Source organism: Pimelobacter simplex (assembly GCF_900114845.1).
GTDB classification, from domain to species: domain Bacteria; phylum Actinomycetota; class Actinomycetes; order Propionibacteriales; family Nocardioidaceae; genus Nocardioides; species Nocardioides simplex.
Genome location: NZ_FOUK01000005.1, coordinates 398,910 through 420,423 on the forward strand (window position 1 = coordinate 398,910; position 21,514 = coordinate 420,423).

Here is a 21,514-nt window from a genome sequence, read left to right on the forward strand (position 1 = left end):
CTGACAGGCTCCACCTGTCACGGGCTCGGCCGAACCATGGCGCCTCCGGCTCGTGAAATGCTACTAGCCCGGTTAACTTTGTTGGCATGACCGTGTTGGCCACGAACCAGGACCTCGACCCCGCCGCCCTGCGCCAGGCGTTCGGGGTGTTCCCGACCGGCGTGGTCGCCCTGGCGGCCGAGGTCGACGGACGGCCCGTGGGGCTCGCGGCGAGCTCCTTCACCTCGGTGAGCCTCGACCCGCCCCTGGTCTCGGTCTCGGTCGCGACGACGTCCAAGACCTGGCCGGACCTGCGCCGCGCCGAGCAGTACGGCGTCACCGTGCTCGCCGACCACCACGACGCCGTGTGCCGCCAGCTCTCCGGACCCGTCGACTCGCGCTTCGACGGCGTGCGGCTGAGCGTCGGCGAGGGCGGCGCGGTGACCCTCGACGAGGGCCTGGTCCGCTTCACCTGCAGCCTCTACCGCGAGGTCGAGGCCGGCGACCACGTGCTCGTCCTGCTCCGCGTCCGCGCGGTCGAGCCCGGCGCCCAGCACGACGCCGGCCACCCGCTGGTCTTCCACCGCAGCGGCTTCGGCCGTCTCGAGCGACCCGCCTAGGGCCGCCCCCGATCGCCTCGTACGGCGGTGGCGTGCACCCCGCCGCCGTCGTACGAGGCTCCCAACCCCCGTCGCACCGGACAAAATGGTCGTGATTCGGCCCGATCCACGACCATTTCGTCCGGTACGACGGGACCGGGTTCAGAGGGCGGTGGCCTCCGCGGCCCGTCCCAGCTCGCGCCGGTGGTGGCGCAGCGCCTCGGCGGTGAAGATCGCCAGCGCGAGCCAGACCAGCGCGAAGCCCACCCAGCGCCCCGCCGGCATGTGCTCGCCCAGGAGGGTGACGCCGAGCGCGAACTGCAGCGTCGGCGTGAGGTACTGCAGCAGGCCGAGGGTCGTCATCGAGACCCGGGTCGCGGCGCCCCCGAAGCACAGCAGAGGGATCGCGGTCACCACGCCGCTCCCGACGAGCAGCGCGACGTGCCCGACGCCCTCGCCGAGGAAGTGCCCCTCGCCGGACCTGCCGAGCCAGACCAGGAAGACCAGCGCGAACGGCGCGATCACCGCCGTCTCGAAGGTCAGGCTCTCGATGGCCCCGACGTCCGCGGACTTCTTGGCCAGCCCGTACGTGCCGAACGAGAACGCCAGCACCAGCGCGATCACCGGCGGCCGCCCGTAGTCGACCGTCAGCACCGTGACCGCCACGAACCCGATCACCAGCGCCACCCACTGCAGACGCCGCAGCCGCTCCCCGAGCACGAGGACGCCCAGCAGCACGGTCACGAGTGGGTTGATGAAGTAGCCGAGCGACGTCTCGACCACGCGGTCGCTGTTGACGCCGTAGATGTAGGTGCCCCAGTTGAGCGTGATCGTCACCGCGGCGACCACCAGCAGCGTGGTCTTGCGACGGCTGCGCAGCACCGCGCGCAGGGACGCCGTACGCCGCAGCGAGAGGAGGAGCACGCCCATGACCACCAGCGACCAGACGATCCGGTGGGCGAGGATCTCGACCGGGCTGGACGGCGCGAGCAGCGGCCAGAAGAGCGGGAAGGCTCCCCAGATCAGGTAGGCCGAGAACCCGAGGAGGAGCCCGCGTCGCTGGTCAGGCGCGTGCCGACCTTACGACCCCCCAGGTTTCGGGCCGCGCGCGGTGGGCACGACACATCTAGTCCACTTGCACCATCCCGATCTCGAGGGGGAGTTCCACCCATGCGTATCACTCGCATCATCACCGCCTTCGTCGCGGCGTTCACCGCGGCCATGCTGGGCCTGACGATGGCGCCCAGCCAGGCCGCGACCGGCGTCTCCGACCGTGCCGCCGCGGCCCCGCAGCACCAGATCCCCAACCTGCAGGCCGGTGAGATCCGCAACACGGGTCGCTTCTACGCCAAGGGCAACGCCGTCACCTACAAGGGCAAGAAGATCATCCTGCAGCGCAAGAACAAGGGCGCGCGCAACTGGAGCACCGCGCAGAAGCAGCGCACCGACGCCAGCACCGGCCGCTTCAAGGTGAAGTTCCGCGGCAAGTGCGGCAGCAAGTGGCGCCTGGTCCTCAAGGCCAGCGGCGGCTACGCCAAGACGACGATCAAGCTCGGCAAGATCATCTGCTACTGATCCTCGCCTGAGCTGACACACGAAGGGCCCCGCCGTACGGCGGGGCCCTTCGTGCTGCGATGTGAAGCGTCAGCCGACGGTCCAGGTGTCGCCGGCGTTGATGAGCGCGGCGAGCCGGTCCTCGGGCGAGCCCTGCACCTTGGCGACGGCGTCGGCGACCTGGGCGCGGGCCTGGTCGTCGTACGTCGGGCGGTCGACCTGGCGGAAGATGCCGATCGGGCTGCGGTTGAGGTAGCCGGCGTCGGTCAGCCGGGAGATCGCGAACGCCGTCGACGGGTCCGGGTTCTGGGCGTCGTGGACGAGGATGGCGTCGGCGGCCACCGCCGCGGTGTCGGCGACCTCGATGGCGCCGGACGCGGTCCGGACCAGGGCCTTGTCGCCCAGCCCCGTGGCCTCGTCGCGGGTGCCGAAGGTGATCGGCTCGCCGTGGACCAGCGGGATGATCGCGTGGGCCTTGGTGTCGTTGTCCTTGATCGCGTCGAACGCCCCGTCGTTGAAGATCGGGCAGTTCTGGTAGATCTCGACCAGCGAGGTGCCGCGGTGGGCGGCGGCCGCGGCGAGGACGGCGGTGAGGTGCTTGCGGTCGCTGTCGATGGTGCGCGCCACGAACGACGCCTCGGCGCCCAGGGCCAGCGAGACCGGGTTGAACGGGTGGTCGATCGAGCCCACCGGGGTGGACTTGGTGACCTTGCCGGTCTCGGAGGTGGGGGAGTACTGGCCCTTGGTGAGTCCGTAGATCCGGTTGTTGAACAGCAGGATCGTCATGTTCACGTTGCGGCGCAGCGCGTGGATGAGGTGGTTGCCACCGATGGAGAGGGCGTCGCCGTCGCCGGTGACGACCCAGACGTTGAGGTCCTCGCGGGCGGTGGCGATGCCGGTGGCGATCGAGGGTGCGCGGCCGTGGATGGAGTGCATCCCGTAGGTGTCGAGGTAGTACGGGAACCGCGAGCTGCACCCGATGCCGGAGACGAAGACGATGTTCTCGCGGCGCAGGCCCAGGTCCGGCAGGAACGACTGCACGGCCTTGAGCACGGCGTAGTCACCGCAGCCGGGGCACCAGCGGACCTCCTGGTCGCTGGAGAAGTCCTTGCCGGTCTGGGTCTCGCCCTCGGCGAGCGAGGGCACCAGCTCGGTGCCGGAGCGCAGGGACGGGTTTCCGAGGTCGATGGTCGTCATCGGGCCGGAGCCTCCTCGTGGTCAGCAGGGGCATTGGTTCCGTGCTCGCCGAGGTCGACGTCGCGACCCTCGGCCTGGCCGACCAGGGCGCCGACGGCCTCGGCGAGCTCGGCGGCCTTGAGGGGCAGGCCGTAGACGTGGTTGTAGCCGATGGCGTCGACGAGGTACTCGGCGCGCAGCAGGCGGGAGAGCTGGCCGAGGTTCATCTCGGGGACCAGGACCTTGTCGTAGCGCTTGAGGATGTCGCCGAGGTCGTTGGGGAAGGGGTTGAGGTGGCGCAGGTGGGCCTGGGCGACGTTGTAGCCGGCCCGGCGCACGCGGCGGCACGCGGCGCCGATGGGCCCGTAGGTGGAGCCCCACCCGATGACGAGGACCTTGGCCTCCCCGGAGGGGTCGTCGACCTCGAGCGGGGGCAGGGAGTCGGCGATCCGCTGGACCTTCTCGGCGCGGATGCGGACCATGCGGTCGTGGTTGGCCGGGTCGTAGGAGATGTTGCCGTGGCCCTCGCCCTTCTCAAGCCCGCCGATGCGGTGCTCGAGACCTGCGGTGCCGGGGATCGCCCACGGACGCGCGAGCGTGGTCTCGTCGCGCAGGTAGGGCCAGAACTCCTCGACCGGCTCGCCCTTGGCGTTGGTGGTGGAGTGGTTGGGCTCGGTGGCGAAGTTGGCGTCGATTTTGGGGAGGGCGTCGATCGAGGGGATCGCCCAGGGCTCGGAGCCGTTGGCGAGGTAGCCGTCGGAGAGCAGGAAGACCGGGGTGCGGTAGGTGATCGCGATCCGGGCGGCCTCGACGGCGGCGGCGAAGCAGTCGCCGGGTGATTGGGGCGCGACGATCGGGACGGGTGCCTCGCCGTTGCGGCCGTACATCGCCTGGAGGAGGTCGGCCTGCTCGGTCTTGGTGGGCAGGCCGGTCGAGGGTCCGCCGCGCTGGACGTTGACCACGAGCAGGGGGAGCTCGGTCATCACGGCCAGGCCGATGGCCTCGGACTTGAGCGCGATGCCGGGCCCGGAGGTGGTGGTGACGGCGAGCTGGCCGGCGAACGCGGCGCCGATGGCGGCACCGATGCCGGCGATCTCGTCCTCGGCCTGCAGCGTGGTCACGCCGAAGCCCTTGTGCTTGCTCAGCTCGTGGAGGATGTCGGAGGCCGGCGTGATCGGGTACGAGCCGAGGAACACCGGCAGCTCGGAGCGGACGCCGGCGGCGACCAGGCCGTAGGACAGGGCCAGGTTGCCGGTGATGTTGCGGTAGGTGCCCGCTGCCATCGTGGCGGGCTTGATCTCGTACTGGACCACGAAGGTCTCGGTGGTCTCGCCGTAGTTCCAGCCGGCCTTGAAGGCGGCGATGTTGGCGCCGAGGATGTCGGCGACCTTGGCGAACTTCTTCTCCAGGAACGCGATGGTGGGCTCGGTCGGGCGCCCGTACATCCAGGAGAGCAGGCCCAGGGCGAACATGTTCTTCGCGCGGGCGGCGTCCTTGCGGGAGAGGCCGAACTCCTTGACGGCCTCGACGGTGATGCCGGTCAGGTCGACGGGCTGGACCTGGAAGCCGGCCAGGATGTCGTCGACCTCGCCGAGCTTGTCGAGGGGGTTCGAGGAGTACCCGGCCTTGTCGAGGTTGCGCTTGGTGAAGTCGTGGGTGTCGACGATGATCGTCGCGCCCTTGGGCAGGTCGCCCAGGTTGGCCTTCAAGGCGGCGGGGTTCATCGCGACCAGGACGTCGGGCCGGTCGCCGGCGGTGAGGATGTCGTGGTCGGCGAAGTGGATCTGGAACGACGAGACGCCGGGGATGGTGCCCTGAGGCGCCCGGATCTCGGCGGGGAAGTTGGGCAGGGTCACCAGGTCGTTGCCGAAGACGGCCGACTCCTGGGTGAACCGGTCACCGGTCAGCTGCATGCCGTCACCGGAGTCCCCGGCGAACCGGATGATCACCCGGTCCAGCTGCTTGACCTGCTTGGTCTGGCTCACACCTGCTCCACTTCTCTCGACTACGCGTCGGCCGTGTCGTCACGGCAGCGACAGGTGCCGCGAGTCTAGAGCCAATCTAGAACACGTTCCACTTTCAGTGGACACCTGTCCAGTTCGCGCCTGGCCGCCCGATCGGCGCGGCCTCACCACGATAGTCCGCCTGCGCTCCGCGCCCCACGCGAGGCCGCCAGATGGGCACTGCGGAAGCGCTCGGAGGCCTGTGTCGTCGGTCACGCCAACTCGTCGATTTGTCTATCGAGCAGTTCGACTAACTCACTAATGTGTATTATTTCGATCTGGTTTGAAGGTTCCTGGTGTACCGAGACACCGGGCCGAAGCAAGGAATGGGTGCGATGAAGCGATCGATCAAGGCCGTTGCCGTGGGGCTCGTGGGTGTGCTGGCGTTCGGCGCCTGCAGCTCCGCCGCCGGTGGCAAGGACGACGGGAAGACCATCAACATCGTCGGGTTCGCCGTGCCGGAGGCCGGCAACAAGGCCGCCGCGACGGAGTTCGAGAAGACCGATGCCGGCAAGGACGTCACCTTCTCCGGTTCGTACGGCGCCTCCGGCGACCAGAGCCGCAAGGTCGCGGACACCAAGGGCAAGGACGTCGACTACGTCGTCTTCTCCCTGGAGCCCGACATGACCCGCCTGGTCGACGCCGGCCTCGTCGCCGACGACTGGAACGCCGGCCCGAACAAGGGCATCGTCTCCCAGTCGGTCGCCGTCATCGCGGTGCAGAAGGGCAACCCCCTCGGCATCAAGGACTGGAGCGACCTGACCCGCTCCGACGTCAAGATCGTCACCCCCGACCCGGCCAGCTCCGGCTCGGCGAAGTGGAACATCCTCGCGCTCTACACGTACGCGAAGTCGCAGGGTGCCACCGAGAAGGAGGCCGACGAGTTCCTCAAGAAGGTCTTCAAGAACGTCACCACCTGGGCGGCCAGCGGCCGCGAGGCGACGGAGTCCTTCAAGAAGGGCGTCGGCAACGTGCTCCTCACCTACGAGAACGAGGCCATCCTGGCCAAGCAGAACGGTGAGAACCTCGACTACATCCTCCCGGACCACTCGTTCCTGATCGAGAACCCCGGCGCCGTGCTCAAGGACTCCGACCCGGTCGCGAAGGACTGGCTGGACTTCATCCTCAGCGACAAGGGTCAGCTCGCCTTCGTGCAGAAGGGCTTCCGCCCGGTCGGTGACGTCGACATCTCCGGCGTGAGCGTCGAGGGCGCCAACGACCCGGCCAACCCGTTCCCGACCCCGGGCGACCTCAGCACGGCTGCTGACCTCGGCGGCTGGTCCGCGATCAACGCGGAGTGGTTCGGCAAGGACGGCGCCAAGCTCCGCTTCGACAAGCTGTACGCCGAAGCGACCAAGCAGTGACGGACACACTCGTCGCACCCACTGGACCGGCGCGCCCGACGCGCCGGTCCAGTGGGCTGTTCCGGCTGACCCCGACCTCGGGGATCGGGCTGGGTGTCGCGCTGGTCTGGTTCAGCGTCCTCGTGCTGCTGCCGCTCGCGGCGGTGGTCGGGGCGGCGGCCGCCGGCGGCTGGGGTGCCTTCTGGAACACCCTGACCGACGCGCAGACCTTCGCCGCGCTGCGGCTGACCGTCGTCGAGGCGGCGCTGGTGACCGTGGTCAACGCGGTCATCGGCACGGTCGTGGCGTGGGTGCTCGTGCGCGACAAGTTCTTCGGCAAGCGGATCCTGGACGTCGTCATCGACATCCCGTTCGCGCTGCCGACGATCGTCGCCGGCCTCGTCCTGCTCACGCTCTACGGTCCCGAGAGCCCGGTCGGCATCAACATCGTGAACACCCGCGAGGGCATCTTCCTCGCGCTGCTGTTCGTGACCCTGCCGTTCGTCGTCCGGACCGTGCAGCCGGTGCTCATCGAGCTCGACGCCGACGTCGAGGAGGCCGCCGCGTCCCTCGGTGCGTCCCGGTTCACCACGTTCCGGCGGATCATCCTGCCGAGCCTGGTGCCCGCGATCACCGCCGGCTCGTCCCTCGGCTTCGCGCGCGCGATCAGCGAGTTCGGCTCGCTGGTGCTCATCTCGGGCAACACGCCGTACCAGACCGAGGTCGCCTCGCTGAAGATCCTCAAGTTCATCGAGGGCGACAACCAGGCCGGGGCCGCGGCGGTCGCCGTGCTGCTCCTCCTGGTCGCGATCGTGACGATCGTGGTGCTCGACCTCGTCGCGCGGAGGGTGGCGCGCCGTGGCTGACACCCGACAGATCCGGGCCCGCAAGGGGCCGGTGACCTACGCCCTGCGGTTCTTCGTCATCGCCTACCTCGCGGTGCTCGTGGTGTGGCCGCTGTGGGAGGTCACCTCGCGGACGTTCGCCCCGGTGGAGCGCGGCGCGGAGGGTGGCTTCAGCGCCTTCCTCGAGCGGCTCCAGGACCCGACCGTGACGTACGCCTTCAGCCTGACGGCGACCTGTGCCTTCTGGGCGGTGCTCATCAACACCGTCTTCGGCGTCGGCATCTCGCTGCTGATCACGCGCTACAACTTCCCCGGTCGCCGGATCCTCTCGGTCCTCATCGACCTGCCGATGTCGGTCTCCCCGGTCGTCGTCGGCCTCGCGCTGGTGCTCGCCTACAGCAGCGGCCAGGGCTGGTTCGGCGGTGCGCTGGAGTCGGCGGGCATCTTCATCATCGGCTCGACGCCCGGCATGATCATGGCCACGGCGTTCGTCAGCCTGCCCCTGGTGATCCGCGAGGTGGTCCCCGTGCTCGAGGAGATCGGCATCGACTCCGAGCTCGCGGCGAGCAGCCTCGGCGCCAACGGCTGGCAGATCTTCCGCCGGATCACGCTGCCCAGCATCAAGTGGGCCGTCGTGTACGGCGTCGTGCTCAGCCTGGCCCGTTCGCTCGGCGAGTTCGGCGCGGTCAAGATCGTCAGCCCCGGCGCCGCCCTGCGCGGTGAGACCGCGACCATCCTCATCCAGAACCGCTACACCAACTTCGAGGAGCCCACGGCGTACGCCGCCGCATTCGTGCTCGTGCTGGCCTCCGTGCTGGCCCTCGTGGTGGTGTCGCTCATTCGCAAGGAAGACCACTCATGAGCATCGAAGTACGCGGTGTCGGCAAGCGCTACGGCGACTTCGTCGCCCTCGACGACATCAACGTGTCCCTGCCCACCGGCCAGCTGACCGCCCTCCTCGGGCCCAGCGGCGGCGGCAAGTCCACCCTGCTGCGCATCATCGCCGGCCTCGAGACCGCCGACTCCGGCTCGGTCGAGATCGAGGGCGTCGACGCGACGAAGCTGCCCCCGCAGAAGCGGAACGTCGGCTTCGTGTTCCAGCACTACGCCGTCTTCAAGCACATGACGGTCGCCAAGAACGTCGCGTTCGGCCTGGAGATCCGCAAGCGGCCCAAGGCCGAGGTCAAGGCGAAGGTCGCCGAGCTCCTCGAGCTCGTCCACCTCTCGCAGTTCGCCCACCGGCTGCCCTCGCAGCTCTCCGGCGGCCAGCGCCAGCGCCTCGCCCTCGCCCGTGCGCTCGCCGTCGAGCCCTCGGTGCTGCTCCTCGACGAGCCGTTCGGCGCGCTCGACGCCAAGGTCCGCAAGGAGCTGCGCGACTGGCTGCGCCGCCTGCACGACGACGTCCACGTGACGACCGTCTTCGTGACGCACGACCAGGAGGAGGCCCTCGAGGTCGCCGACGAGATCGTCGTCATCAACGAGGGCAGGATCGAGCAGATCGGCTCGCCCGACCAGCTCTACGACGAGCCGGCCAACGACTTCGTCATGGGCTTCCTCGGCGCCGTCACCCAGCTCGGCCCGGTCCGCCTGCGGCCCCACGACATCGAGGTCGCCGTCCAGCCGGGCGTGCCCGGCGCGGCGGCCGGCGTCGTGCAGCGCGCGCTGCGGGTGGGCTTCGAGGTGCGGCTCACCGTGGACGTCGAGGGCCAGGCCGAGCCCGCGCTCGTCGTCCTGTCCCGGGCGCACGCCCGGGCCCTCGACCTCGAGCTGGGCAGCCGGGTCTGGCTGAGCCCGACGACGGGGGCGACGTCCGTGCCGCTGCTCGGCGAGGTCTCGGCCTAGCGCGCTTGTAACTACGTGTTCAGACCACTACCCGGGTGTTGTGACCAGTCACAACGCCCGGGTAGATACACGAACACGTAGTTACAAGAGCGGCGCGCGCCGCACGCCCACCCCGCAACCCGCGCTCTAACCTGTTCGGGTGAGCTACCTCCGAGCGACCCGCGTCCTGTGCTGGCTGCTCGGGATCGCGGTGCTGGTCTCGGTCGTCCACTACGTCGACAACTACGTCAACTACGACGACTACCCGCTGCCCGGACCCGACGCGGCCGTGCCGGCGCCCTCGGCGACGCTGGTCGCGGTGGGGTGGTTCGTGTTCACCGCGTTCGGGGCGGTCGGGCTGCTGCTGTGGTTCCGGCGGCACATCACGTCGGCGGCGATCGCGCTCACCGGCTATTCCATCTCGGGCCTGATCGGCATCGGCCACTACCTGACGCCGGGCGCGACCAGCATGGTCTGGTGGCGGCAGGCGCACGTCGTGATCGACATCCTGTGCGGCGCCGCGGTGTTCGGCTTCGCGCTGTGGGCGGCGAAGAACTCCGACGACCTCATCCCTCCCGGCGCGAAGCAGCCTCCGCCTCCGCCCGCGCCTTGAGCCCCTCGGCGTGGCGGCGGAAGCCGTCCGCCACCCGGCCCGGACCGGCGAGTGCGACCAGCGGTCCGCGGAACTCCTCCACCGTCGCGTACGTCGTGGGCCCGCCCGCCTCCTGGGTGAGCCGCTGGTGACGCACGCCCCGGACCAGGCCCAGCTTGGCGGGCAGTCCCTCGTAGACGTACGACATCAGCGCGGTCGTCGTCCCGGTGGCGGGGTCGGTGGTGGGTCCGTCGAGCGCCGTGATCCGCTCGGGCGAGCGGGTCTTCTTGCCGTCGGCCCACACGACGTGGAGCACGATCGGGTTGCCGACGGCGGCCGGCTGCGCCGTCTCGGCACGCTCGACGAAGGGGTTCCACTCGCCGTACTGCTCGGTGGCGAGCATGATCTCCCAGACCGTCTGCAGGGGCGCGTCGATGCTGATCTCAGCCGCGGGGTTCATGGCGGCATCATGGCCGATACGGTCGGGTCATGGTGGTCGTCCACGAGACCTCGCCGTCCCGGGTGCTGCTCGGGGCCGGCGCCCGGCACGCCGTACCGGAGGAGCTGACCCGGCTCGGCGCCGACCGGGTGCTCGTCGTCGCGACCCGCTCGGCGGGTACGACGGCCGACGAGCTCGTCGCGGCGCTGGGGGAGCGGGCGGTGGCGCGCTTCGACGGCGCCGTCGTGCACACGCCGGTCGAGGTCACCGAGCAGGCGCTCTCCGCAGTCGCCGATGCGGAGGCGGACGCGGTCGTGACCATCGGCGGCGGCTCCGCGGTCGGCCTCGGCAAGGCGCTCGTCGCCCGGACCGGCCTGCCTCACCTCACGATGCCCACCACCTACGCCGGTTCGGAGGTCACCCCCGTCCTCGGCGAGACGAAGGACGGCGTCAAGCAGACCCGCCGCGACCCCGCCCTGCTGCCGGGCACGGTCGTGTACGACGTCGACCTGACCCTGACCATGCCCGTCGACCTCACCCTCACCAGCGCCGTCAACGCGCTGGCCCACGCCGTCGAGGCGCTCTGGGCGGCGACCTCGACGCCGGTCAGCGACGCGCTGGCGACGGAGTCGGCCCGGCTGCTGCTGGGCGCGCTGCCCGTCGTGCTCGAGGCACCGCGCGATGCCGCCGGGCGGGAGGCGCTCCAGCACGGTGCCTGGCTCGCCGGCACCTGCCTGGCGACCGTCCCCATGGGCCTGCACCACCAGCTCGCCCACGCGCTCGGCGGCACGTTCGACCTGCCGCACGCCCCGCTCCACACGGTGCTGCTCGCGCACGTCGTCCGGCACAACCTGCCGTTCGCGCCCGCCGCGGACGAGCGGCTGACCGCGATCTCCGGTGGCGACCCCGCGGCCGCGATCGCCGCCCTCGCCGCGTCATACGACGGCCCGCGACGGCTGCGCGACCTCGGCGTCCCGGACGACGGCCTGGCCGAGGTGGCGGACCGGGTCGCCGCGGCGCCGTACCCGAACCCGGGGCCGGTCGACGCCCCCGCGGTGCTGGCGCTCCTGCACGACGCCTGGTGATCTTCCGGGTGAGTTTTACGTAGTCCCTACGGAAGCGCTCCCGCGCCCGTTCCCCCGATGCTGACAGGCCGAGGTGGGCAACGGGAGGGAAAGAACGTGCTCCGAGACACGGGCAAGGGACGGCTGGCCGGGCTGGTCGCCGTCGCGATGATGGGATCGGGTCTGGCCGCCGTCGCGACCGTGACCGTGACGGCCGCGCCGGCGCAGGCCGCGCAGGGCCACGTCGAGATGGGCTACAGCGGCGGGCCGCAGGAGTTCGTGGTGCCCTCGGGCGTCGACGAGCTGACGGTCGAGCTGCGTGGCGCGTCCGGCGGCAACGGCGGCAAGTCCGGCGGGTCCGGCGGTCGCGGTGCGGTCGGCAAGGTGCGGTTGGCCGTCCAGGAGGGGGACGTCCTCAAGGCGCTGGTCGGCGCGGTCGGCCAGAACGCCGGCGACGCCAAGGACGAGCCGGGCGGGGGCGGCCCCTCGTCGTACGGTCCGGGCGGCTCGGGCAACACCGGCTCGTCGATCACGGTCACGTCAGGCGGCGCGGGCGCGGGCGGCGGCGGCGCGACCGCGCTCGTCCTCGACGACACGCTCGTCGCGGTGGCCGGCGGTGGCGCCGGCGGCGGAGGCAAGGGCGGCTTCAACGGTGCCGGCGGGACCGGCGGCGGCGCGGACCAGAACGGCTCCGACGGCGGCGGCGACGGTACGTCGGGCGGCGGCGCCGCGGGCGCCGCGGGCGGCCCGGCGGGCGGCACCGGCGGCAATGCCGGCAGCAGCACCGGAGCGGGCGGGGGTGGCGGCGGTGGGGGCGGCTACCCCGGCGGCTCCGGTGGCGGCGGCGGCCGCACCGGCGGCGGTGGCGGCGGAGGTGGCGGCGGTGGCCGCAGCTTCCACGAGCCCGCGCTCGCCGACCTGGTCTCGGCCTGGAGCTCGTCGGCCTCGGGCGACGGCCGGGTCGTCATCGACTACACCCAGCGCTTCCGGACGACAGTCACGATCGGCCTGCCGACCGTGGTCAACCGGCAGAGCGCCCGCTACGACATCACCGTGACCCCCGAGGCCGGTGCCGACGGACCGGCCACCGGCACGGTCACCCTGTCCGCCCGCGCGGTCGACACCGGCGTCGTCACGCCGCTCGGCAGCGGTCCGCTCACGAGTGGCAGCGTCGCGATCCACGGCAGCGACCTGCCGGCGGGGGACTACCGCGTCGAGGCGTCGTACGCGCCCACCGGGGACTTCCTGCCGTCGTCCGGCGGCGCCGACCTCACGGTCGCCCGCGGCGGGACCGACGTGGCGCTCGGCGTCCCGCTCGACCCGGTGGTGCGCGGCGAGGAGACGACGCTGACCGCGCTCGTCACCCGGCGCGATCCCAGCCGCGGCACTCCGACCGGAACCGTCCGGTTCCGCGCGGACGGCGACCTGCTCGACGAGCCGGTCGCGATCGACGGCGCGGGCCAGGCGCGCCTGACCACCACGCGGATCCCGGTCGGCACGCACCAGGTCACCGCGGACTACTCCGGCGACGCCGAGTTCGCCGACGCCACCAGCCCCGCGCGGGCCGTCGTGGTCAACCGGGGCGACGTCGCGGTCGAGCTGACCTCCCCCTACAACCCCACCGTCGCGGGCGAGGACGTCGTCCTCGACGTCGCCGTCAGCTCGAACGCGGCCGGAGCGGGGGTGCCGACAGGCGAGGTGCAGCTCTACGCGGGCGCCGATCCGGTCGGCGCGCCGCTCACCCTCGACCACCGCGGCACGGCCCGGCTCACCACGGACGAGTTGCCGGTCGGCACGCACCGGGTGCGCGCCGTCTACCTCGGCGACGGCGACCGGTACGACGCCAGCAGCGCCTTCCTCGACCAGGTCGTCAACCCGGGCACGACCACGGTCCGGCTGACGAGCGACCGCAACCCGGCCCCGGCCGGCGCGCCGCTGACGTTCGTCGTCCAGGTCGACCCGGTCCGCCCGGCGACCGCGACGCCGACCGGGCAGCTCAGCCTGGAGGTCGACGGCGTCCCGCTCGACGCCCCCGTCTCGCTCGGCCCCGACGGCCGGGTCCGGGTGACCACCGCGGCGCTCGCGGCCGGCGGGCACACCGTGCTCGCCCGCTACCTCGGCGACGAGCGGTACGACGCGGCGGCCAGCGCGCCGCTCACGCAGCAGGTGGCCGCCCGGCGCGCGACCGTCACGCTCATCACCGGTCCGCGGCCGCTGTTCGTCGGGCAGGACCTGCACATCCGCGCGCTCGTGGCGGCGCCGGCGCCGGGGATCGCGGTGCCGCGCGGTGGCGTGCAGTACTTCGACAACGGCAAGGCGCTCGGGAAGGCGTCGCCGGTCTCCCGGTACGGCTACGGCGGCGCCGTGCTGCGGAAGCTCAGCCCGGGCCGGCACCGGATCGTCGCGCGCTACACGCCGGCCGCCGGGTCGCCGTACACGGTGACGGAGAGCAACGTGGTCATCGTCGACGTCCGCCGCGGACGGCCCACCTGCACGATCCGCGGCACGCTGCGGGCCGAGGCGGGTGGGGCCTACCGGGTCACCGCACGGATGCTCGGCCGGAACGGGCGCCCGGTCCCGGGTGCGGGCCGGCTCGTGGTCCGGTACGACGGCCGCAAGGTCGTCGCACGGAAGGCGATCACCGGCGGCAAGGGCACGGCTCGCTTCCGGGCCCCGGCGGCGCCGTACCTGGTGTCGGTGGCGTACCAGCCGCGCGGCCAGGCACCGGCTTGCGGCGCGGTGCTGAAGGTGCGGTGATCCCTGGGATCTAGCCGAGGAGGTCGCGGACCTGGGCGCGGCGGTTGATGCCGAGCTTGGTGAAGATCCGGGCGATGTGGCTCTCGACCGTACGGGTCGAGAGGTGTAGCCGCTCGGCGATCTCCGGGGTGCTCAGGCCGCCGGCCACCAGCGAGGCGACCTCGCGCTCCCGACGGCTCAGCGTCGCTGCCTCCTGGCCCCGCGCCGGGAGGCAGCGGCCGTGCTCGGCCAGGCGCCGGATCGCGGCGCTCGCGACAGCGGCGTCGTCCTGCTGGACGGCGGCGACGTGGTCGGCGAGCAGGCGTGCGACCGGCGCCTCCATGCTGCTCGCGCTCGCGAGGTGGGTGGCGCGGACGGCGTCCTCGGCGCTCACGGTGGCGGGCGCGGCGACGGCCAGCAGGTGGAGCGCCTCGAGCTCGGTGAGCAGGTGGCCCTCAGCGTGGGCCCAGGCACGCAGCCGCTCGATCTCGTCGACGGCCTGGTCGGGATCGCCGGCCAGCCGGGCCCGGGCGACGAGCGTGCGCAGGTCGGGGACGAGCGAGCGGCTGGTCCGCGAGGGTGCCCGGGCCGCGTCCGCGGCCAGTGCCGCGGACCGCGTCAGGTCGCCGACCCCGGCCGCGGCCAGGGCCGCGGCGGCCAGGGCCCAGGCCCCGAACCCGCTGGGGTCGCGCTGCTCCAGCAGTGCGAGCGCATCGGCCAGGACCCGGTCCGCCTCCGCCCACGCGCCCTCCGCCAGGAGCCGCCGGCCCGCGCCGGCAGCGAGCAGCCCGGCGTCGATGTCCTGCGCGATCGCGGTGGGGACGAGGTGGTCGAGGCCCTCGTCGCCGGCCGGGACGCCGCCGTACAGGTCGGTGAAGAAGGTCGTGCAGACGATCTCGACGGCCAGGTGCGGGCGGGCCGCCGTCGGTCCGGAGTGGACGTCGGCCAGCGCGTGGAGCCCGGCGCGCGCGAGGTCCCGCAGGGTCGCGGTCCGGCCCTCCCAGGCGAGCGCGAGGAGGGCGGGGGAGACCGCCTCGAGGACGTCGGTGCCGGGCCTGCTCGCCGCACCCTGCGCCAGCTCGGCGAGCAGCCGGGGGACCTCGGCCCGCAGTGCCGCGCACTGGCCGCTCCAGCCCTGCCGGGTCAGCGTCTCCAGCGGCTGGCGGGCGAGGCCGGGGTGACCGGGAGCGAACCGCGCGGCTCGGGCGTAGCCGTCGGCGAGGACGGTCAGCGCGGCGGCGGGGTCGTCGTCGACGTACTGGAGGAGGTCGGCGCGGGTCCGCGTGGCGGCGAGCACCTGGCCGGCGAGCCAGTCGCCGTCCTCGCCCGCGGCGGCGTCGAGGGTGGCCGCGGCCGCGTCGAGGTCGGCCAGTGCCTCGGTGCGTTGGGCCCGGAAGCGGCGTACCTCGGCGCGGAGGGTGTGCGCCTCCAGCCGGTCGCGCGCGGCCAGGGGCGTGGTGGCGAGGGCGTGGGTGACGAGCTCCTCGGCGTAGGGGAGGTCGCCGGCGGCAGCCGCTGCCCGGGCGCCGGCGAGCCAGGAGCCCGCGGCGATCTTGGCGCCGCTCTCCGCACCCCACGCGAGCCAGCGCAGCAGCCCGCCCCCGGCGTCCGTCGGCGGGCTCGGCAGGGTCTCGTGGAGGCGCTCGAATAGCTGGCGGCGCTGCCAGGGCCCGATCCGCCCGCGGGCGGACTCGGCGAACAGCGGGTGGTGGGTGCGGACGTGCTGCTCGACCTCGACGAGGAGTCCCGAGCGGACCAGCCCCGTGACGACGTCTGGCCCGACCGCCAGCGCCAGCGCATCGATCGCGATGGGCTCGGTGAGTGCGACCAGCTCGACCGCCTCGCGCTCGGCCGCGGACAGCGCGTCGAGCTCGTCGCTGAACAGCGCGGGGAGCAGCAGCGCCTCGGGCGCGGGCGTCGCGTGCCAGCGCCAGACGTCGTGCTCCAGCACGAACGCGGCGTGCGCGGCGCCGGTGCGGACGAGCTCGCGCAGGAACAGGTTGTTGCCCTCGGTGGTGCGGTGCAGGAACCGGACGGTCTCGTGGTGCACCGGCCCGTCGAGCGCGAGCTGGACCAGCTCACCGACCTCGTTCGGCGTCAGCGGCGCCACCTCGACCCGGACCACCTGGTCCTCCACGAGCAGGCGCGCCAGGGGTACTGGCAGCGCCCCGCCGCCGGGGGAGCGCAGGGTCGCCAGCAGCTGGACCACCCCGCGCCGGCACAGCAGCGCCAGCAGCTCGGCGCTCGCCGCGTCGAGCAGGTCGATGTCGTCGACGTGGACCAGGACCGGCTCGTCGCCCGGCCCCTGGGGCGCGACCTGCCCGGCCAGCACCAGCGGGCTCACGGACGGCGCCCCGGTCGCGTCGGCCAGGCCCAGCTCGGCCAACCAGGCGTGGAGCGCGCCGAGCGGGACCCGGTTGCCCGCCGGAGTGCACAGCACCGGCACGCACGCCGGCGCGGCCGCGGCGACTTGCTGGGCGACGTACGACTTGCCGACGCCGGCCGCCCCGCACAGGAGCACGCTCGCGCCGGCCGCCACCAGGTCTGCGACCTGGCCGACGACCTCACGCGTCAGGGTCGGCCACTGCGGCCGGAGCGCGGCGCCTCGCACGAGAGTCCCTCCTCCGGGACCATTCTCGCCTCGCCGTGCACCCGCGCGCAGCGGTTCGGCGGACCGAGGGCTCAGCCGGCCTGCGCGGCGTACCTGTTGGCGAGGGCGGCGATGTCCGCGACGTACGCGTCGGAGTGGTTGAAGCTGAAGATCGCCCGCCGCCACGCGTCGGGCGTGCTGAGGTCGCCGGCGGCGCACAGGTAGCGGCCCGCCGCGAGCGCCGCGTCGTCGATCTGGTCGGGATCGGCCGTGCCGTCCCCGTTGCCGTCGGCGGCCCACCGGGCCCACGTCGACGGGATGAACTGCAGCGGCCCGACCGCCCGGTCCCACTCGCTGTCGCCGTCGAGCATCCCGCCGTCGGTGTCCCGGATCGCCGCGAACTGCTTCCCGTCGAGCCGCGGCCCCCGGATCGGCGGCTGCGACAGCCCGTCCTCACCGAGCACCGCGTCGTTGACGCTGCCGTGGCGCGACTCGACGCCACCCAGCGCCGCGATGCTGTTCCAGGCCACCTTGCACCCCGGCTGCTCGTCCGCCACCCGCAGGTGGGCCCGCGCGTACGCCGCCAGCGCCCGCACCGGGATCCCCGTCGCCCCCGCGACCCGGGCGAGCCAGGCGTCGTCGGGGCGGTAGGGATCGGGCTGCTGCTGCTCCTGCGGTGCCGGCTGCTCGTGCTGCGGCTGAGCGGGTGCGGCGCCGGTGACCGCCGGCGCCGCCGGGGGAGCCGTGCGGCGCGGGGCCGAGCTGACGTCGTACGCGAAGGCGACACCGACGCCGATCGTCAGCGCGACCGCGACGACGACCAGGCCGATCGCGCCGGCGAGGTGACGGTCGACGTTCACCGGTAGTTCGTGAACTGCACCGCGAAGTCGTAGTCCTGGCCCTTGACCAGCGCGATCACGGCCTGCAGGTCGTCACGCTTCTTCGACGACACCCGCAGCTCGTCGCCCTGGACCTGCGTCTTGACGCCCTTGGGACCCTCGTCGCGGATCAGCTTGGCGATCTTCTTGGCATCCTCGGAGGTGATCCCCTCCTTGAGCGCGATCGCGATCTTGGACTGCTGCCCCGACGGCCGCGGCTCCGAGGCATCGAGGATCTTGAGCGACTGGTCGCGCTTGATGAGCTTGTCCTGGAACACGCTCAGCACCGCACTCGCCCGGTCATCGGCGGACGCGGTGATCTCGATCGCGTCCTCACCCTTCCACTCGATCGTCGCCCCCGTCCCCTTGAAGTCGAAGCGCGTCGCGATCTCCCGGGCCGCCTGCCCGAGGGCGTTGTCGACCTCCTGGCGGTCGATCTTGCTCACGATGTCGAAGGACGAGTCGGCCATGGTGTCACCTACGTTTTCAGTCGGGCGGGGCTGCTGCGCTATTGTTTCGCGTCGTCGCCAGCGCGCCAACTCAGGACCGTCCTCGCGGGGGTCAGAGGGGTGCGGGACGACAGCCCGGCAGGTTGCCCGAGCGGCCAAAGGGAGCTGACTGTAAATCAGCCGGCGTAGCCTACAGTGGTTCGAATCCACTACCTGCCACGGCAAGTGAAAGTGCCCCTGGCCTGCGAGAACAGCAGATCGGGGGCACTTCGCATTTCGGGCAGTTGCTACGAGCGTGCTACCGATTCTGTCGGACCCTCGGCCTACCTTCCCGAGCATGAAGACGCTTACGAATGCCGAGCTGTTCGCCATCGTGGACGAGATCCGCGAGCACCTGATCGTGCCGGGGCAGTCGCCACGGCGATGGGAGATCCCGTCGGAGACCAAGGACGCGCGTCGGACGGTGAGTATCGTCGCCTCGAGCGACCTGGGGGAGCAGGGCGACGACTACATGCGGGCGTTCCACCTCTCGCTCGCCGGGTGGCTCGACGGCGAGCAGGTGACGCTCCCCGATGACGACCTTCACGGGCTCGTTCCGTTGATCCTGGACTTCCTCGCACCGTTCGCTGCCGTGCGTGGCGGCGGGAGCAACCCGTTCGTCAAGGACGACTTCCAGGCGGTCCACGTCTGGGTCTACTTCGCCGACATAATGTGCGGGGAGCCGATGCGGCCGACCGGTTCGTTCGCCGTCACGCCCTGGGCTGCCTGATGTCCGAGCTGACCCCCACCGAGACCGAGATGCTGACCTTCGAGCGCCAGTGGTGGAAGTATGCCGGCGCGAAGGAGTCGAAGGTGTCCGAGGTGTTCGGGATGTCGATGACGCGCTACTACCAGCGGCTGAACGCGCTGATCGACCGTCCGGAGGCGTTGGCGTTCGACCCGTTGGTGGTGAAGCGGCTGCAGCGGTTGCGGGCGGATCGTCAGCGGCAGAGGTCGGCGAGGCGGCTGGGGTTCGTCGACTGAGGTGGCGGCGAGCGCTTGATGGGGTGGCTTAGCGCTTGACGTAGTCGCGCAGGAGGTCGACCACTGCGGCCGACAGGGTCTCTCCGCGCTCTTCTGCCTTCGCCTTCGAGGCGGCGTGCAGGTCGGCGGGCATGTGTACCGCGAGGCGCTTGGTTGGCGCTTCGCCGTCCGGGCGCCGCTCTTGCCGCCGGACCTTCTTGTCGCTCACGGGCTCAACGCTACTACATGTACATGTTTCGGACCGCGATCTTGCACTACATGTACATGTACATGTAGTCTCAGAGCATGACGCGCACTGGGGCCGCGACGACATCGTCCGGGAAGATTCAGCTCACCGGCGGCGAGCGTGAGGCGCTGCGCGCCGCCTTTGAATCGGACGAGTCGGAGTTCAGCCGTCCCGTCCGACTGTGTCGTGCGGTCGAGAAGATCAAGCAGGATGCCCTCAGGGAAGGTGCCCTCCATGCTCAACGAGCTGATTGCGGCCTCCCGACGAGCGCCGTCAACGGGGCCGGACTGGGCGGTGCGGTCGCCGCCATCCTGGCTGAGCATGACGACCCGCCAGGCTGGACCTCCGACGACAACGACATGCCGGTCTACGAGTGCAACTGCGGCGACCGGTCGCCCGCGCTGGACCACGACTACATCTACCCCAGCGATGCCGAAGACGCCGCGGCCTGGCATCGCGGCCACGTGGCGGCCCATGCCGCGCGCGAACTGCTGGGCTCTCTGGTTCGTGCCGAGCTGATCGTCGAGTGCCAAGACTGCTCGGGAGTTGGCAACGATCTGTGTGACGTCTGCGACGGAACTGGTCGGCGGTCGGGCGGACGTTGCCGCTCGTGCCTTCCGATCGGCAGTGGTGTCGTGGAATGCCCGACCTGCGAGGGACATGGCTTCGTCACCCGCGACAACGCTGAATCGATGGGGTGGGTCGAATGATGACCTCGGAACTCACCGTCAGCCTCGCATGCGCGGCTGAGTGCACCACCGTTCACGTGCGTACCGATGGCCGCAGTGGATCGATGGACGTGTCGCGCAGCACCTATTTCATGGCCCGCGACACAGCGCAGGAGCTGCGAGCCCTCGGGCTCCTTGGTGCCGACGACCAGTTGACTCCTGACGGCCGAGCGCAGGGGCTTGCGTTGGCAGCGCGGTTTCGGGCCGAGTTGGATCAGATCGCCGCCCGCCAGCGTCGCCGGTTTCGCGACTGAATGCCGAGAGGCCCCTAGCGCTCGACCCGCACCCCGAGCAGCACGTGCCCCTCGGGCACGGCGGCCTTGACCTGCTCCATGCCGGCCTCGTAGTCGTCGGTCTCGACGGTCCAGTGGACGGCTTCGGCGGTGGTGTCGTCCTTGGGGCGGTGGGCGGCGTGGATCTGCACCAGGCGACTCTATCGAACGGGTGTTCTATCCTGCAGTGATGGGGCAGCGACACGTGTGGGTCAAGGAGGAGTTCGGCCCGCGCCACTTCCCCGGCCTCATCCTCGCCTGGCGCAGCAACCAGCATGGCGAGTGGGAGGCGTTCGTGACCTGGGACAACCAGGCGATCGCGGGCGGCCAGCTCCAGACCGACTGGGTGCCCGGCCGAGCGGTTGAAGCCGGTCAGTGACGGGGTGCCGCGGCTGGGGACTGGCTACGGGTGAATCCTTCCGTGTCTACTTGTTGACACACCCTTCTCGATAGTGCATACTTGTGTACACAACAGAAGAGAGGAGGTGGTCAGTGAGTGAATCGAAACTCACGCTCGCGATCGCGGCACTCGGAGTGATCCTCCAAGGCATCGCGGTCTGGCAGAACCGGAAGCCCAGGAAGCCGAAGGGACGCCACAAGCGAGAGTGACCAAAGAGGCCCGGGGGTGGAACTAGTACCCCCGGGCCTCGCCCTCCATCTTCGCATGAACAGGAAGGAGTCCACGATGGTCAACAGACTCACCCACCCCAGCGTCCTCGCCTCGGCGGCGACCGGCGTCACGCTCGCCGTCGTCACCACCGCCCACCCGCTGCCGTGGTGGATCTGGGGAGCATGGGCCGCGCTCACGGCGGTCTCCATCGCCCAGGCGGTCCGGCGATGACCGCCGCCGAGGACATCCGTCAGGCACTGCGCGAACTCGGCAAGGAGCTGGAGACCTACGACGCCGCGCGCCGCGTCGTCCTCGGCAAGATGGGCGACGCCATGCGCCAGGGCAAGGGCGCGGACCTCAACATTAAGGAAATGGCCGAACTTGCAGGAGTCACTCGCGTCACCGCCTACCGGCTGCTCGAGAAGGCCCACAGCGACGGGCAGCCGTTCCCGACGGTCGACAACCTCACCCGCGGGCCAGGCGTCTAAGGACCAGGGGGTCCTGTTTCTCGTGCCCCGCCGGCTCGGCTGCCGAAAACGCCGAACGCCCCACCCTCCGAAGAGAGTGGGGCGGTCGGCCTGCGGTAG

Annotated in this window: 25 protein-coding genes and 1 tRNA gene; 17 read left to right on the forward strand and 9 right to left on the reverse strand. The window is 71.5% G+C overall.

The window, feature by feature from the left end; translation table 11 throughout:
* Positions 1–86: 86 nt before the first annotated feature.
* On the forward strand, positions 87–599 hold the full coding sequence (locus tag BM223_RS22020; protein WP_038676768.1) for a flavin reductase family protein: 513 nt from the start codon (positions 87–89) through the stop codon (positions 597–599).
* Between the two features lie 141 nt (positions 600–740).
* Here the strand turns inward: BM223_RS22020 and rarD are convergent, their stop codons facing one another.
* Positions 741–1,604: an EamA family transporter RarD gene (rarD, locus tag BM223_RS22025; RefSeq protein ID WP_052138208.1), complete on the reverse strand. Its 864-nt coding sequence runs from the start codon at positions 1,602–1,604 to the stop codon at positions 741–743.
* Positions 1,605–1,748: 144 nt separating this feature from the next.
* Between rarD and BM223_RS22030 the strand changes: the two genes are divergently transcribed.
* Positions 1,749–2,153 carry a hypothetical protein gene (locus BM223_RS22030; RefSeq protein WP_038676769.1) on the forward strand — a complete coding sequence of 135 codons (405 nt, stop codon included), beginning with the start codon at positions 1,749–1,751 and terminating at the stop codon, positions 2,151–2,153.
* A gap of 69 nt (positions 2,154–2,222) precedes the next feature.
* Here BM223_RS22030 and BM223_RS22035 read toward each other — a convergent pair whose 3' ends face one another.
* Positions 2,223–3,329, reverse strand: a complete 1,107-nt coding sequence (locus tag BM223_RS22035; RefSeq protein WP_038676770.1) for a 2-oxoacid:ferredoxin oxidoreductase subunit beta — start codon at positions 3,327–3,329, stop codon at positions 2,223–2,225.
* Entirely contained in the window at positions 3,326–5,293 is a 1,968-nt protein-coding gene (locus BM223_RS22040) for a 2-oxoacid:acceptor oxidoreductase subunit alpha (protein ID WP_052138209.1), read from the reverse strand. Before BM223_RS22040 ends, BM223_RS22035 begins: the two co-directional genes overlap by 4 nt.
* Positions 5,294–5,646: 353 nt before the next feature.
* Here BM223_RS22040 and BM223_RS22045 point away from each other — a divergent pair, with 353 nt between their 5' ends.
* The 5 genes from BM223_RS22045 to BM223_RS22065 all read left to right on the forward strand — a co-directional run bounded on the left by BM223_RS22045 (position 5,647) and on the right by BM223_RS22065 (position 9,933).
* Positions 5,647–6,675 carry an extracellular solute-binding protein gene (locus BM223_RS22045; protein WP_038676772.1) on the forward strand — a complete coding sequence of 343 codons (1,029 nt, stop codon included), beginning with the start codon at positions 5,647–5,649 and terminating at the stop codon, positions 6,673–6,675.
* Complete coding sequence (cysT, locus tag BM223_RS22050) at positions 6,672–7,520, forward strand: sulfate ABC transporter permease subunit CysT (protein WP_082003536.1); 849 nt, start codon at positions 6,672–6,674, stop codon at positions 7,518–7,520. The genes BM223_RS22045 and cysT overlap by 4 nt, the downstream gene beginning before the upstream one ends.
* Positions 7,513–8,361, forward strand: coding sequence for a sulfate ABC transporter permease (locus BM223_RS22055; RefSeq protein WP_052138210.1), 849 nt, complete (start codon positions 7,513–7,515; stop codon positions 8,359–8,361). Before cysT ends, BM223_RS22055 begins: the two co-directional genes overlap by 8 nt.
* Positions 8,358–9,341 carry a sulfate/molybdate ABC transporter ATP-binding protein gene (locus BM223_RS22060; protein ID WP_038676774.1) on the forward strand — a complete coding sequence of 328 codons (984 nt, stop codon included), beginning with the start codon at positions 8,358–8,360 and terminating at the stop codon, positions 9,339–9,341. The genes BM223_RS22055 and BM223_RS22060 overlap by 4 nt, the downstream gene beginning before the upstream one ends.
* Positions 9,342–9,480: 139 nt before the next feature.
* Positions 9,481–9,933, forward strand: a complete 453-nt coding sequence (locus BM223_RS22065) for a hypothetical protein (RefSeq protein WP_052138211.1) — start codon at positions 9,481–9,483, stop codon at positions 9,931–9,933.
* Here the strand turns inward: BM223_RS22065 and BM223_RS22070 are convergent.
* Positions 9,887–10,372 carry an SRPBCC family protein gene (locus tag BM223_RS22070; RefSeq protein WP_038676776.1) on the reverse strand — a complete coding sequence of 162 codons (486 nt, stop codon included), beginning with the start codon at positions 10,370–10,372 and terminating at the stop codon, positions 9,887–9,889. The two genes, BM223_RS22065 and BM223_RS22070, sit on opposite strands and share 47 nt — an antisense overlap.
* Positions 10,373–10,401: 29 nt before the next feature.
* Between BM223_RS22070 and BM223_RS22075 the strand changes: the two genes are divergently transcribed.
* Both BM223_RS22075 and BM223_RS30125 read left to right on the forward strand, forming a co-directional pair.
* A complete protein-coding gene (locus tag BM223_RS22075) occupies positions 10,402–11,436 on the forward strand; it encodes a maleylacetate reductase (RefSeq protein ID WP_038676778.1) in 1,035 nt (344 codons plus the stop codon).
* 96 nt (positions 11,437–11,532) lie between these two features.
* Positions 11,533–14,172 (forward strand): Ig-like domain-containing protein, encoded by a 2,640-nt coding sequence (locus BM223_RS30125; RefSeq protein ID WP_052138212.1) that lies wholly within the window; start codon positions 11,533–11,535, stop codon positions 14,170–14,172.
* Between the two features lie 10 nt (positions 14,173–14,182).
* Here the strand turns inward: BM223_RS30125 and BM223_RS22085 are convergent, their stop codons facing one another.
* The 3 genes from BM223_RS22085 to BM223_RS22095 form a co-directional block, all read right to left on the reverse strand.
* Positions 14,183–16,762 (reverse strand): helix-turn-helix transcriptional regulator, encoded by a 2,580-nt coding sequence (locus tag BM223_RS22085; RefSeq protein WP_038676780.1) that lies wholly within the window; start codon positions 16,760–16,762, stop codon positions 14,183–14,185.
* A 71-nt stretch (positions 16,763–16,833) separates the two neighbouring features.
* Entirely contained in the window at positions 16,834–17,601 is a 768-nt protein-coding gene (locus tag BM223_RS22090; protein WP_052138213.1) for a lytic transglycosylase domain-containing protein, read from the reverse strand.
* Entirely contained in the window at positions 17,598–18,089 is a 492-nt protein-coding gene (locus BM223_RS22095; protein WP_038676781.1) for a YajQ family cyclic di-GMP-binding protein, read from the reverse strand. Before BM223_RS22095 ends, BM223_RS22090 begins: the two co-directional genes overlap by 4 nt.
* Positions 18,090–18,205: 116 nt before the next feature.
* Here BM223_RS22095 and BM223_RS22100 point away from each other — a divergent pair.
* From BM223_RS22100 to BM223_RS22110, 3 genes are all read left to right on the forward strand, one after another.
* Positions 18,206–18,287: transfer RNA gene (locus BM223_RS22100), tRNA-Tyr, on the forward strand.
* Between the two features lie 118 nt (positions 18,288–18,405).
* Positions 18,406–18,837 carry a hypothetical protein gene (locus BM223_RS22105; RefSeq protein WP_038676783.1) on the forward strand — a complete coding sequence of 144 codons (432 nt, stop codon included), beginning with the start codon at positions 18,406–18,408 and terminating at the stop codon, positions 18,835–18,837.
* On the forward strand, positions 18,837–19,091 hold the full coding sequence (locus BM223_RS22110) for a DUF3263 domain-containing protein (protein ID WP_082003538.1): 255 nt from the start codon (positions 18,837–18,839) through the stop codon (positions 19,089–19,091). The genes BM223_RS22105 and BM223_RS22110 overlap by 1 nt, the downstream gene beginning before the upstream one ends.
* A 28-nt stretch (positions 19,092–19,119) precedes the next feature.
* Here the strand turns inward: BM223_RS22110 and BM223_RS28645 are convergent, their stop codons facing one another.
* On the reverse strand, positions 19,120–19,299 hold the full coding sequence (locus BM223_RS28645) for a hypothetical protein (protein WP_141267763.1): 180 nt from the start codon (positions 19,297–19,299) through the stop codon (positions 19,120–19,122).
* Between the two features lie 77 nt (positions 19,300–19,376).
* Here BM223_RS28645 and BM223_RS22115 point away from each other — a divergent pair, with 77 nt between their 5' ends.
* Together BM223_RS22115 and BM223_RS22120 are read left to right on the forward strand one after the other, a co-directional pair.
* On the forward strand, positions 19,377–20,027 hold the full coding sequence (locus BM223_RS22115; protein WP_038676787.1) for a hypothetical protein: 651 nt from the start codon (positions 19,377–19,379) through the stop codon (positions 20,025–20,027).
* Positions 20,027–20,299 (forward strand): hypothetical protein, encoded by a 273-nt coding sequence (locus BM223_RS22120; protein ID WP_141267761.1) that lies wholly within the window; start codon positions 20,027–20,029, stop codon positions 20,297–20,299. Before BM223_RS22115 ends, BM223_RS22120 begins: the two co-directional genes overlap by 1 nt.
* Positions 20,300–20,313: 14 nt before the next feature.
* On the opposite strand, the gene BM223_RS29280 is transcribed toward BM223_RS22120, so the two are convergent.
* Complete coding sequence (locus BM223_RS29280) at positions 20,314–20,469, reverse strand: hypothetical protein (protein ID WP_158510167.1); 156 nt, start codon at positions 20,467–20,469, stop codon at positions 20,314–20,316.
* Between the two features lie 38 nt (positions 20,470–20,507).
* On the opposite strand from BM223_RS29280, the gene BM223_RS22125 reads away from it, so the two are divergent.
* The 3 genes from BM223_RS22125 (at position 20,508) to BM223_RS22130 (ending at position 21,415) form a co-directional block, all read left to right on the forward strand.
* Positions 20,508–20,696, forward strand: coding sequence for a hypothetical protein (locus BM223_RS22125; RefSeq protein ID WP_038676791.1), 189 nt, complete (start codon positions 20,508–20,510; stop codon positions 20,694–20,696).
* A 306-nt stretch (positions 20,697–21,002) separates the two neighbouring features.
* Positions 21,003–21,158: a hypothetical protein gene (locus BM223_RS29285; RefSeq protein WP_158510168.1), complete on the forward strand. Its 156-nt coding sequence runs from the start codon at positions 21,003–21,005 to the stop codon at positions 21,156–21,158.
* The gene (locus BM223_RS22130; RefSeq protein WP_038676792.1) at positions 21,155–21,415 is read left to right on the forward strand and encodes a hypothetical protein; all 261 of its coding nucleotides are present in this window, start codon (positions 21,155–21,157) and stop codon (positions 21,413–21,415) included. The genes BM223_RS29285 and BM223_RS22130 overlap by 4 nt, the downstream gene beginning before the upstream one ends.
* Positions 21,416–21,514: the final 99 nt, after the last annotated feature.